The organism is Nocardia concava NBRC 100430 (assembly GCF_000308815.1).
Classification (GTDB): Bacteria; Actinomycetota; Actinomycetes; order Mycobacteriales; family Mycobacteriaceae; genus Nocardia; species Nocardia concava.
Map to the genome: position 1 here is coordinate 165878 of NZ_BAFX01000075.1, position 11889 is coordinate 177766.

10 protein-coding genes are annotated in these 11889 nt (G+C 68.5%); 3 read left to right on the forward strand and 7 right to left on the reverse strand.

Features of this window, described 5'->3' with window-relative positions; translation table 11 throughout:
- Positions 1-25: 25 nt before the first annotated feature.
- The 6 genes from ON43_RS16650 to ON43_RS16675 all read right to left on the reverse strand — a co-directional run bounded on the left by ON43_RS16650 (position 26) and on the right by ON43_RS16675 (position 6895).
- Positions 26-619: a GTP-binding protein gene (locus ON43_RS16650; RefSeq protein WP_040808375.1), complete on the reverse strand. Its 594-nt coding sequence runs from the start codon at positions 617-619 to the stop codon at positions 26-28.
- On the reverse strand, positions 600-974 hold the full coding sequence (locus ON43_RS16655) for a DUF742 domain-containing protein (RefSeq protein WP_040808644.1): 375 nt from the start codon (positions 972-974) through the stop codon (positions 600-602). The genes ON43_RS16650 and ON43_RS16655 overlap by 20 nt, the downstream gene beginning before the upstream one ends.
- Complete coding sequence (locus tag ON43_RS16660) at positions 974-1399, reverse strand: roadblock/LC7 domain-containing protein (RefSeq protein ID WP_040808376.1); 426 nt, start codon at positions 1397-1399, stop codon at positions 974-976. Before ON43_RS16660 ends, ON43_RS16655 begins: the two co-directional genes overlap by 1 nt.
- Positions 1377-3989, reverse strand: coding sequence for a sensor histidine kinase (locus tag ON43_RS16665; protein WP_040808377.1), 2613 nt, complete (start codon positions 3987-3989; stop codon positions 1377-1379). The genes ON43_RS16660 and ON43_RS16665 overlap by 23 nt, the downstream gene beginning before the upstream one ends.
- Before the next feature lie 166 nt (positions 3990-4155).
- Positions 4156-4554: a roadblock/LC7 domain-containing protein gene (locus tag ON43_RS16670; protein ID WP_040808378.1), complete on the reverse strand. Its 399-nt coding sequence runs from the start codon at positions 4552-4554 to the stop codon at positions 4156-4158.
- Positions 4532-6895 (reverse strand): sensor histidine kinase, encoded by a 2364-nt coding sequence (locus ON43_RS16675; RefSeq protein ID WP_040808379.1) that lies wholly within the window; start codon positions 6893-6895, stop codon positions 4532-4534. Before ON43_RS16675 ends, ON43_RS16670 begins: the two co-directional genes overlap by 23 nt.
- Before the next feature lie 261 nt (positions 6896-7156).
- On the opposite strand from ON43_RS16675, the gene ON43_RS16680 reads away from it, so the two are divergent.
- Both ON43_RS16680 and ON43_RS16685 read left to right on the forward strand, forming a co-directional pair.
- The gene (locus tag ON43_RS16680; protein ID WP_040808380.1) at positions 7157-8659 is read left to right on the forward strand and encodes an alkaline phosphatase; all 1503 of its coding nucleotides are present in this window, start codon (positions 7157-7159) and stop codon (positions 8657-8659) included.
- Entirely contained in the window at positions 8656-9138 is a 483-nt protein-coding gene (locus ON43_RS16685; protein WP_157514069.1) for a hypothetical protein, read from the forward strand. The genes ON43_RS16680 and ON43_RS16685 overlap by 4 nt, the downstream gene beginning before the upstream one ends.
- A gap of 286 nt (positions 9139-9424) precedes the next feature.
- On the opposite strand, the gene ON43_RS16690 is transcribed toward ON43_RS16685, so the two are convergent.
- A complete protein-coding gene (locus ON43_RS16690) occupies positions 9425-10102 on the reverse strand; it encodes a cupin domain-containing protein (protein ID WP_245568624.1) in 678 nt (225 codons plus the stop codon).
- Positions 10103-10306: 204 nt separating this feature from the next.
- On the opposite strand from ON43_RS16690, the gene ON43_RS16695 reads away from it, so the two are divergent.
- A complete protein-coding gene (locus ON43_RS16695) occupies positions 10307-11860 on the forward strand; it encodes a succinic semialdehyde dehydrogenase (protein ID WP_040808648.1) in 1554 nt (517 codons plus the stop codon).
- Positions 11861-11889 lie beyond the last annotated feature (29 nt).

Consider the following 11889-nt stretch of genomic DNA (forward strand, 5'->3'; position numbering starts at 1 on the left):
CGATTCTCGTTGCTGCGGAAGCGGATCAGACCCGCGCGCCGGTGGAGGCCGCGCGGTCGATCAGGTACTCGACCAGGGTCATGAGCACGTTCTTGCAGGAGCCGCGGTCGCGGGCATCGCAGAGCAGGACCGGGATGCGCTCGTCGAGGTCGAGGGCCTCGCGGACCTCGGCGGGCGTGTAGAGCGGCGCACCCTCGAAGCAGTTGACCGCCACCGTGAAGGCGACGCCGCGGCGTTCGAAGAAATCGATTGCGGCGAAGGAGCCTTCGAGGCGGCGGGTGTCCGCCAGCACGACCGCGCCCAGCGCGCCGCGCGCAAGTTCGTCCCAGAGGAACCAGAACCGGTCCTGCCCGGGGGTGCCGAACAGGTAGAGCACCAGGTTCTGGTCGATGGTGATGCGGCCGAAGTCGAGAGCCACCGTGGTGGTGGTCTTGCCCTCCACGCCGCGCAGATCGTCCACGCCCGCGGACAACTCGGTAATGAGTTCCTCGGTGCGCAGCGGGGTGATCTCGCTGATCGCCCCCACCATCGTGGTCTTGCCCACGCCGAAGCCGCCCGCGATGAGAATTTTCACCGAGGCGGCCATGGGCTGGGCGGTATCAGAGTTTTCGAATGCCATCGAGTACCGCTCGCAGAATGTTGAGGTCACCGGGTGCCGCCTCGGGGGAGGCCGGGGCCCGGAAGTTGAGTATGTTGTCTGAAATCAGGTCCCCCACCAGGATTTTCGTCACCGCCAAGGGCAGCCGCAGGGCGGCCGACACCTCGGCTACCGACAGCGGGAGCCGGCACAACCGCACGATTTCGGTGTACTCCGGCTCGACGCGCCGCAGCGGCGGGGCCGTATTGGGCACCACCACCACCGTCAGCATGTCCAGATCGTGCCCCGCGCCCATGGTTCGGCCACCGGTCCGCGCGTAGGGGCGCACGAGCGGACCGGCCGCGTCATCGAACCACTGTTCCCCCGGCCCCGGCATCATGACAGCCGCGGGTTGCCCTGTCCGGCCAGGTTCTGCCGGGGCGTGGTGGACAGGTAGTTGCCGACGCGCTGGACGGTCAGGTTCATCTCGTAGGCGACCATGCCGAGGTTGGCCTGTTCGGTGGCCTGCAGCGCGAGGCAGGCGTGGCTGCCGGCGGCGGTCACGAACAGCACCGCGCGCTCGAGCTCGATCACCGCCTGGCGGACGCCGCCGCCGTCGAATCTGCCGCCGGCGCTGCGCGCCAGACCGTAGAGGGTCGAGGACATGGCACCGAAGTGTTCCGCGTCCTCGCGGCTCATGGCGGAGGAGCGGCCCAGCAGCAGCCCGTCGGTGGAATGCACCACCGCGTGACGGACGCCTGCGAGCCGGTCGACCAGATCATCGAGTAGCCAGTTGAGATCACCAGCGTTTGAGGTGGTCACCGTCGCCTTCCTGTCGTTCCGACTGTGTTTGCCCAAAGAGCGCCTGCGACTCAGGCCCGAACGAACCGGGATCGGCCTTGCGGCCCTGCCTGGTTCCGTTTTCGATGGCGGAGAAAAGGTCTCGGGCCTGCTCGGCCGTGCGGGTGGACTCGGAGGACGACTCGGTGGTCGTGCGCTCCTGCGCCAATTCCGGTGCGAGACTTGCCTGCCGGCGCCTACGCGGGAGCGCGGGCCGGACGTCGGAGCCAGTGTAATGGGAACGTCCGAATTCGCGTGCCCGGAAACCGTTTTCCGAGGGCGGTACGGGGGGAGTAGGGGGTTCCGGCGCGGGCCGCGGGTTGGTCGGCGGGTCGAACGGCGTGGCCGCACCGAAGGACATCACCGGCGGCACATGCGATCCGGTCGACGGACCGAAAGGCTCGAACTGCGGCGGCGTCTGCGCGACCGGCGCAACCGGGTTGACCGGCGCGGCGGGGGCGACCGGCGGGGCGGGCTCGGCCTGGTAGCCGACGATGGGCAGCTCGTAGTTCGAGATCTGCGAGGCGGGAGCCGCCGGCAGCTGCGGCAGCGCCGCCACCGCCCGCGACGCCGCCGAGGCCTCGGGTACATCGAGTTGCCGTGCCACGGCCGGGATTTCGCCGGTGCGGCCCGACGGCTGCACGGTCAGGCTGTTGGGCACCAGCACGATGGCGCGCACGCCGCCGTAGTCCGATTCGGTCAACCGCACCGAGATGCCGTTGCGCGCGGCCAGCTGGGCGACCACGAAGCGGCCCAGGCGGAAGTCGTCGGGCAGCATGCTGACACCGAAATCGGGTGCGTCGCGGAGGATCTCGTTGATCCGCGCGAACTCCGCCTCGGGCATGCCCATGCCCTGGTCGATGACCTCGATGGCCACACCCTTGCCGACGATGCCGCCGCGCACCTCGACCTGCGACTGCGGCGGGGAGAAGGCCGCGGCATTGTCGACCAGCTCGGCGAGCAGGTGCACGAGGTCGGCCACGGCGCTGCCCGCGATGGACACCTCCGGCAGCCGGGCGATCTTGACTCGGGTGTAGTCGAGGGTCTCACCGACACTCGAGCGCACGATTTCCAGCAGCTGCACCGGATTACGCCACTGCCGGCCCGGTTGACCGCCCGCGAGAATGATCAGGTTCTCGGCATTGCGGCGTTCGCGGGTGGCCAGGTGGTCGAGGCGGAAGTAGATGTCCAGCAGCGCCGGATCCTCCTGCTTCGACTCGGCGGCATCGAGGATCTCCAGCTGCCGGTGCACGATGACCTGGCTGCGGTGGGCGATATTGAGGAACATCGCCTTGACGCCCTCGCGGGTGCGGGCCTCGGTGACGGCGGCGGTCACGGCGGCGGCGTGCGCGTGGTTGAACGCCTTTGCCACCTGGCCGATCTCATCGGAACCGAAGTCCAGCACCGCGGCCTCGGCGACCGGATCGACCGGCTTGCCCTCGCGCAGCTTGGCCATGATCTCGGGCAGTCCCTCGTCGGCCAGTACCAGCGTCTCGTTGCGCAAGCCCTTGAGCCGGCGGATGATCCGGTTGGCCAGCACCAGCGAGACCAGGAAGGCCAGCGCCGACACCGCGAGCATGCCACCGCCGGCGAGCGCGGAGTCGCGGGCGTTGCGGTCGCCCTCTTCGGCGGCCAAACCCTCGTTGTGCCTGCTCATCTGGTCCCACAGGTGCAGGATCTGGGTGTTGAGCTTGTTGACCGTGTCGTGCCATTCCTGCGGCGTGAAGGTCAGGGGCGCGAGCTGCGGTGCGGCGCCGGGCTTGCTGGGCGGCACGGTGATCGGATCGAGCGCACGCGAGATCAGCGTGTTCTCCATCATGACGATCTTCGTCCAGTCCGGATCGTTCATGAGGGCCTGCATGTCCTTGTCACCGGTGCCACCGTCACCACCGGCCAGGACGCCCAGGTTCACGCGGTAAGTACCGGCCACCCGGGAGAATTCGATGGCCAGCTCGGGCGGCAGCGTGCCGCCCGCGAGCAGCACCTCGGCCACAGCGGCCTCGCGCGAGAGCATCTCGGAAGCCTGCACGACCTGCAGGCCGTTCGCGACCTCCAGCGCCACTTCGGAGGTGGGAGCATTGTCGGCCACCATGCGGGTGCCGATCCAGACGACCTCGAGCAGCTTGCCGTAGAAGTAATAGACGTCGGAGACGCCCATGCCATTGGCGTCGATCTGCGCGCGCACACCGGCGAGCTGGGTGCTGAGGGTGGTCAAGCCACCCACATCGTTGCCGATGCCGGCGGGGCCGAGTTTCGCCATGGTCGGGGTGATCGCGGCCAGGCCCTGCAACGCCTTGTCGAGGCGAACGCGGGCCTGCGCCAAGGTCTTCGGGTTGGCGTCCTCACCGCCGCTCATCTGGGCGATGGACTGCTGACGTTCCTGCTGCACCGCGGCAATCAGGTCATAGGTGGTGGGGGCCGCGTTGGTCAACGCCTCCGCCCATTCCTTTGCGTGCTTGCCCTCGACCACCAGGTACCCCGCGCCACCCACACCGATCGCGAGCAGCGCCAGGCTCGGGACGAGTGCGATGGCGAGCACGCGGGTCCGGACCCCGAGCCTCGCTCTGAACATCGGGCAAAGGTAACGGGACGTATGTCACATTCGCCGCGTGGGTCCCGCTGAGCGGGAACAAGATTGACTTCCGGATTCATGTATGCGTGTGCATCGCAGGGATTGCCGCTGCTCAGGCCTCTGCCGCGATCGGTAATCAAAGGCGGCGCAGCGGAATTCACGAGATTCAGGCGCGGTGGCGGGGCGCTGCGGAGAGGAAGGAACCGACGCGATGCACTGTCAGGTTCATCTCGTACGCGACCATGCCCAGGTTCGCTTCGGACCCCGCCTGCAGCGCCAGGCAGGCGTTCGCGCCCGCGGCCGTCACGAACAGAACCGCGCGATCGAGCTCGATGACGGCCTGCCGCACCGCGCCGCCGTCGAATCGGTGTCCGGCACTGCGGGACAGCCCGAACAGCGTGGAGGACATGGCGCTGAAGTGCTCGGCGTCCTCGCGGCTCAGCCCGGCCGATCGGCCCAGCAGCAGGCCGTCGGTGGAATGCACCACGACGTGTTGCACCCCCGCGAGTTTGTCGACGAGATCGTCGAGGAGCCAATCGAAATCACCAGCGGGGGAGGTGTTCACCGTCGTCTTTCTGTCGGGAGGGGGTGGCCGGGTGCGCGCCGGGATCGGCCAGCCGCGCTTGCCGGGTGCCGTTCTCGATGGCCGAGAACAGGTCTCGCGCCTGTTCGGCGCTGCGTTCGGCGGAGGGCGTGGGGGTGGTCTCGGGGGTGGGCGCCTCGGCCAATTCGGGAGCGAGGTTCTCCTGGCGGCGTCGTCGCGGCAGCTCCGGGCGAGATTCGGCCGGGACCGCGGGCGCGGCAATGCCCGCCGAGTGGTCCCGGTTGGACGCACGGAACTGGTTGACCCGATCGGCCCAGTCCGGTCCCGCACCGGGATACTCCACGGCGGTTTGGGCGGCCGCCTGCTCGAGTTCAGCGCTGCGCTGCGGCTGCCGTTCGATCGGTTTCGGTTCGGCGGCGGCGATTTCGCCCTCGATCACCGCCGAAGGGATCAGCACGATCGCGCGGATGCCGCCGTAATCGGAGTCCGACAGGCGCACCGAGACGGCGTGCCGGGCCGCCAGCCGCGAGACCACGAACAGGCCCAGGCGCGAATCCTCGGACAGGCTGGTCACGGCGAAATCCGGTGGCGCGCTCAGCAGATCGTTGAGCCGCTCCAGGTCGGCGGGCGGGATGCCCATGCCCTGGTCACTGATCTCGACCGCGACACCGCGTCCGACCGACGCGCCCGAGATCTCCACCCGCGACTGCGGCGGGGAGAAACTGGCGGCATTGTCGATCAACTCGGCCAGCAGGTGGATGAGGTCGGCGACGGCCAGACCGGCGATGAAAGCCTGTGGCAGGCGGCCGGTTCGGACCCGGGTGTAGTCGGCGGTCTCGCCGACCGCGCTGCGCACCAGTTCGAGCAGCGGCACCGGATTGCGCCACTGGCGGCCCGGGCGGCCACCCGCGAGGATGATCAGGTTCTCGGCATTGCGGCGTTCCCGGGTGGCGAGATGGTCGAGCCGGAAGTAGATGTCCAGCAGCGCCGGATCCTCCTGCTGCGATTCCGCGGCGTCGAGGATCTCGAGCTGGCGGTGGACCACCACCTGGCTGCGATGCGCGATATTGAGGAACACCGATTTCACGCCCTCGCGGGTGCGGGCCTCGGTGACCGCGGCCGTGACGGCGCTCGCGTGGGCGTGGCCGAAAGCCTCGGCCACCTGGCCGATTTCGTCGTGGCCGAAGTCCAGGGTGGGTGTTTCGACCTCGGCGTCGAGGTGTTCGCCCGCGGCCAGCCGCCGCATCGTTTCGGGCAGCTGCTCGTCGGCGAGGGCGAAGGTGCGGTCGCGCAAACGCCGGAGCCTGCCGATGATCCGGTTGGCCAGCACCAGCGCGACCAGGATCGCGACCAGAGCCACCACGACCATGCCGATCCCGGCCCACAGTGATTTGCGCGTGGTGTCGGAGGCGGCGGCGCTGGCCAGGTGCTGGGCCTCGGTATTCTCGGCCTGCCACAGGTCGGCCAGGCCGTGGGTGACCTCCTCGGAGCTGCGCTGCCAGTCGGCGATCGAGATCGGAAGCGACTGCGGGGTGGCGCGTTTCGCCGCACCGCCGGACCCGGAGGTGTCGGCCTGGGGCAGAGTGCGCTGCGCCAGTACGGGTTCGATCATGCCGAGCCGCTGCCAGGCCGCGCTCGAGACCAGCGCCTTCGCGGCGGCAGCCTGCTCTTCATCGGGCGAGGTGGCGATGCCGTCGACCCGGGTGCGGTAATAGCCGACCAGACTGAGGTATTCCATGCCGAGCGCGGGGGAGAGGTTGTTGCCCTCGATCAGCGAAGCGCCCAGCGCGTAGGCGCGACTCATGGCTTCCAGGCTGTGCAACACGTCGGCGGCCTGGGTCAGTTCCACGGCGGTGGCCGCGTCGGGCGCGGTCTTCTGGGCGACCTCCACGCCCGCCATCACGCTCTGCGGAATGCGGTTGTAGAAGGCATAGGCATCGGCGAGCGCTACCGTGCCCGTGTCGATTCCCGAGCGCAGTCCGGCCAATGCCTTGGTCACCTGGGCGATGGCGTCGGTGGCCTTGCCCATGGACTCCGGGCCCATGGCGGTCAGGGTCGACTGGGTCGGCGCGAGCACGCGCAGCGCGTTGTCCAGGCGCTGGCGGGCCGTGGTCAGCTGCCGCACATCGATATCCATACCGGCGATCTGCCACAACGTGAGCTGCCGTTCGGCCTCGACGGCCTCGATCAGCTCGCGGGTGGGCGCGATACCGGCCTGCATCTCGTCGGCCCAGTTGCGGGCCCGATGCGAGCGGTCCACCAGGGTGCCGGCCGCGCCGACGCCGATGAACACCAGCGCCAGGCTCGGGACCAGCGCGATGGCCAGGATCCGGGTCCGAACCCCCAACTTCGGAAAGCGCATCGCTGCAACGTAACTGCGGTGCGGGGGCCGCTGCGATGTGAGTCCTTTTGTGCGGGACGGGATTTGACATCGCCGACCGGGCACCGATAAGCCGGGTGACGGCCGCGCTGTCGACGCGGCACCAAGATCATTCGTTTACCTGCGATCCAACTGTGGGCTTCCTGTGAGTCGCGAGCGGGCAAACCTGCAGCACTACCTTCAGCCGCGCCCGGGACAGCGGGCCGCGCACGGTGACCCGGGCGCGAGGACGGAGGAGACGAAGTGCAGAACCGAAAGCGCGCCTGGCTGGGCGCGATCGCCGCCATCACGGCCGCCGTGGCCGGGGCGTCCCTGGTCGCCGGCTGTGGGTCGGACAAGAAGGCCGACAACGAGGTGCGCAATATCATCTACCTGCTCGGCGACGGCATGGGACGTACCCATGTCACCGCCGCGCGACAGCGGTTCGTCGGAGCGAACGGCCGCCTGAACATGGAGCAGCTGCCCTACGTGGGCGCGGTCGCGACCTACGCGGTCGAACCCAACAGCGCCCAGCCGTCGCTGGTGACCGACTCGGCGTCCTCGGCGACCGCCTGGTCCTCGGGTGTGAAGACCTACAACGCCGCCATCGGCGTCGACGCGTACGGCAAGCCGGTGCCCACGCTCATGGAGCAGGCCAAGCAGGCCGGATTCGCGACCGGCAACGTCAGCACCGCTGAGATCACCGACGCCACCCCCGCCGCCATGTTTAGTCACTCCCTGCTGCGCGGCTGCCAGGGACCGACGTTCAGCGAATCGAGCTGCCTGCCCAAGAAGGCCGACGGCAGCTTTGAGGCGCAGCCGGCGGACAAGATGCTGGTCACCCCGATCGCCGAGCAGATCGCCCGCAACAACACCGCCGATGTCATCTTCGGTGGCGGCCTGGCCCGCTTCGAGCCCGATGACCAGAAGGTCATGCAGGACAACGGCTATCAGGTGCTGGGCAGCATGGGCGATCCGGCGCTGAAGGCGCAGACGGCCGAGAGCCAGAAGGTTGCCACCGCCGCCGACCTGAAGTCGGTGAACGGCAAGAAGGTGATCGGCCTGTTCAACCGCGGGAACCTGACCGTCACCAACGCCAAGAACGCGTTGCCCGACGGCGCCCCGCAGAAGCAGGAGCCGACGCTGGCCGAGATGACCACCAAGGCCATCGACCTGCTCTCGAACAACAAGGGCGGCAAGGGCTTCCTGCTGCAGGTGGAGGGCGCGTTGATCGACAAGCGCTCGCACGCCAACGACGCCGCCCAGACCCTCGACGAGGTCAAGGCGTTCGACGACGCGGTGGCCGCGGCCGTGGACTTCGCCAAGAAGGACGGCCACACCATGGTGATCGTGACCGCCGACCACGAGTGCGCGGGCTTCAACATCATCGAGAAGAACACCTTCACCAATGCCGAGGCCGTCGCGCCGCCGACCAATGTCGACGCCACCAACCCGGCCAACAACAGCAAGCCCGGCCGCGACGGCAAGGAGAACGTGAAGGATCCGGCGCGTTCGACCGGGTTCATCAACGGTGCGGGACAGGCGGATCCGCGCAACTTCGCGCCCGCGACTTTCCGGACCCCCGATGACGCGGCCGGCGTGCAGGACGGTTCGCCCGAGGCGAGCCTGTGGCTGACCTACCTGTCGGGCAACCACACCGGCGCGGATGTGCAGATCTACGCGTTCGGTCCGGGCGCGCAGGTGTTCGCGGCCAGCCAGGACAACACCTCGCTGTACACCAAGATGCACAAGGCGCTGCTGCCGTGAGGCGTGCGGCCGGTGTGCTGATCCTGGGTCTGCTGGCGGCGTCGGTCGTGGGCTGCTCGTCCACGCCCGAGGCTCCGGCACCGAAGCCCGCGGCGGCTCCCGCGGCCGCACCGCGGACGGCCGAGCCGCCCGCCGCGGCGGTATCCGTCGCGCCCGGTGAGGTGCGGCTGTCGCCGGGGCCGTTCACCGACCGGGTGCGGTTGAGCGGCACGCGGCTCGAGGGCGCCACGGTGCGAGGCACTCTCGCCATCACCACCGATGTGAGCGATGTGCTCGCGCTGGAGCTGAACGCGGCCTTCTACGACGCGGGCGGCCGTCTGGTGGGTACCGGAACCTTTGCCCATGCCGATGAGGAGCCGGTCTCGGGCGGCCCTCATGTGCCGAGCAACGATGGTATTTCCTTCGCCATCACCTCGGCCCCGTCCGATGCGTCGGTCGCGGCGGCAGTGCTCTCGATTCCGGTCCTGGTGAACGAATAGCGCAGGGCCGCACCGGCTTCCGGTGATCCCGCATCCACACCCCTCGTGCGGATGCGGGATCGCGGCCGGATCGGCGGGCGCTGCCTTCGCCCACCGAATCTCTTTCCGGGTGATACGCGATCCCTGCCCGGGGTACTACTGCCTGTTGTTCGCCGCGGGCACCCGATCGGTTACAGATTGCGCAGGTAGAAGTCTTTATCCCGGCATTACGGACAGCGATGCAGCACCCCGCTCGCAGCGGAGTGCCGCATCGCCCCATGCTCGATCTCGTCGTCACCGATCCGGGTCAATGACGTTTCGCGTAATCGGCCGCGGCGGCCCAATCGAGCATCACGCACGCCTCGTCGCCGAGGATCCACGCGTCGTGGCCTGGAGGGCAGAACATGAAATCGCCGGGCCCGACATCGGTTTCGCTGCCATCGTCCATGCGGATGTGCATTCGTCCGGAAAGGCAGTAGCCCACGTGCATGGCTTGACAGGTGTCTGTTCCGGCGATCGGTTTGACGTGGGTGGACCAGCGCCAGCCCGGTTCGAACACGGCGCGGCCGACCGCGCCGGACGGAGTTTCGATCAGATCCAGCCGACCGGCTCCGGCTTCGAACGGCCGGGTTTCGTCGGGGTTGTCGAGACTTCTCACGATCAGCGTCCGGGCGCCCTGGCCGTCGGACAAGTCATCCTCGCGGAGCAGGTCGAGGTTGCGGAAGATGGCCGGCCCGTCGCAGAGTTCGGCCATTTCCTCTGCGAAGCGGGTAGTTTCCGGCAGATCGGAGTTCTGCATCGCCTCCGCGTAGGAGGGGAATTCGACCATCTGCAGATAGGTATCGGCGCGGTCGCGATCCTTGGTCTCCATGCTGTGCAGCGCCGTGCGTTTGCCCGCCGTCGCGGCGAGCCAGGCGTCGAGCTTCTCGTTGAACTCGTCGATATGGGTGGTCTTGAACTCGATCGCCTGAACGAACCTGGTCATCGTGGGCACTTCCTTCTGGATCAAAGCACCCCGCCGAGAACATTACTCCCGGATAGCCGGGCGAATCGGCAAATCTGCGGCGATACCGACATTTCCGGCCGCATGGCCGATGCGAACGGCCGGGATCACACAGTCGCGGCCCGGTGCGGGTGACACGGGGTAGATTGTGTGTATCCCTAAGTTACTCGTAAGTAGGAGGCGATGATGCCGGTGCCGGCTGCCGCGGTATTCGAACGGCTGGGTTCGTTCGCGGCCGTGGATTCCACCCAGGAGCACGCGACCCGCGCGATCACCGAGGTGTTCACCGGAGCGACCCTCGGCTCGGTGCCGGTCGGGACCGCCGCCGATGTCAGCGCCGCCATCGCCAAAGCCCGTGCCGCCCAGGTCGAATGGGCCGCGCGCACGCCCAAGCAGCGCGCCGAGGTGCTGGAGCGCTACCGGGCGCTGGTGGTCGAGAATCGCGAATTCCTCATGGACATCATCCAGGCCGAGACCGGCAAGGCGCGGTGGGCGGCGCAGGAAGAGGTCATGGGCCTGATGCTCGCGGCCCGCTACTTCTCCCGGGTGGCACCGCAGTTGCTCGCACCGCACAGTGTGCCCGGCGCGTTCCCGGTGCTGAACCGGGCGTCGGTGCGGGCGGTTCCCAAGGGCATTGTCGGCGTGATCGCGCCCTGGAACTACCCGATGCTGCTGTCGGTCGGCGATTCGATTCCCGCGCTGGTGGCCGGAAACGCCGTGGTGGTCAAGCCCGACAGCCAGACCCCGTACTCCTCGCTGGCCAATGCCGAACTGTTCATCCGCGCCGGGCTCCCGCGTGATCTCTACGCCGTGGTCCCCGGTCCCGGCACCGTGGTCGGCACCGCCATCGTCGACCAGTGCGACTACCTCATGTTCACCGGCTCCTCGGCAACCGGTCGCACCCTGGCCGAACAGTGCGGTCGCCGCCTGATCGGCTTCTCCGCCGAACTCGGCGGCAAGAACCCGATGATCGTCACGCGCGGAGCCGATCTCGACAAGGCCGCCAAGGCCGCGGTCCGCGCCTGCTTCTCCAACGCGGGCCAGCTCTGTATTTCCATCGAGCGCATGTACGTCGAGCGCCCGATCGCCGACGAGTTCACCGAGAAGTTCGTCGCCGCGGTGAAGGCCGCCAAACTCGGTGCGGCATACGACTTCTCGACGGATATCGGCAGCCTGATCTCCGAATCCCAGCTGGAGACGGTCACCAAGCACGTGGCCGACGCGGTCTCCAAGGGCGCGAAGGTCCTCACCGGCGGCAATGCCCGCCCCGACCTCGGCCCGCTGTTCTTCGAACCGACCGTCCTCGCTGATGTCACCGACGCCATGGAATGCGGCCGCAACGAGACCTTCGGCCCGCTGGTCTCCATCTACCCGGTCGACTCGGTGGACGAGGCGATCACCCGAGCCAACGACACCGAATACGGCCTCAACGCCAGCGTCTGGGCCTCCAGCAAGGCCGAAGGCGAGCGCATCGCCCAGCAATTGCACGCCGGCACAGTCAATGTCGACGAGGGCTACGCCCCCGCCTGGGGCACCACCGGCGCCCCCATGGGCGGCATGGGCATCTCCGGCGTCGGCCGCCGCCACGGCCCCGACGGCCTCCTGAAGTTCACCGAACCCCAGTCCATCGTCGTCACCCGCTTCCTCAACCTCGACGCCCCCGCCTTCCTACCCCAGGACAAGTGGCAGCGCCTGCTCATGACCCTGGCCCGCAGCTTCCGCTTCCTCCCCGGCCGCTGACAAGCCTCGACTGGACCACCCGCCCGGCG

Excerpts from the sequence above, each read along its gene's own strand:
- ON43_RS16650 (WP_040808375.1), bottom strand. The coding sequence starts at position 619 with ATGGCATTCGAAAACTCTGATACCGCCCAGCCCATGGCCGCCTCGGTG.
- ON43_RS16655 (WP_040808644.1), bottom strand. The coding sequence starts at position 974 with ATGCCGGGGCCGGGGGAACAGTGGTTCGATGACGCGGCCGGTCCGCTC.
- ON43_RS16665 (WP_040808377.1), bottom strand. The coding sequence starts at position 3,989 with ATGTTCAGAGCGAGGCTCGGGGTCCGGACCCGCGTGCTCGCCATCGCA.
- ON43_RS16675 (WP_040808379.1), bottom strand. The coding sequence starts at position 6,895 with ATGCGCTTTCCGAAGTTGGGGGTTCGGACCCGGATCCTGGCCATCGCG.
- ON43_RS16690 (WP_245568624.1), bottom strand. The coding sequence starts at position 10,102 with ATGACCAGGTTCGTTCAGGCGATCGAGTTCAAGACCACCCATATCGAC.
- ON43_RS16695 (WP_040808648.1), top strand. The coding sequence starts at position 10,307 with ATGCCGGTGCCGGCTGCCGCGGTATTCGAACGGCTGGGTTCGTTCGCG.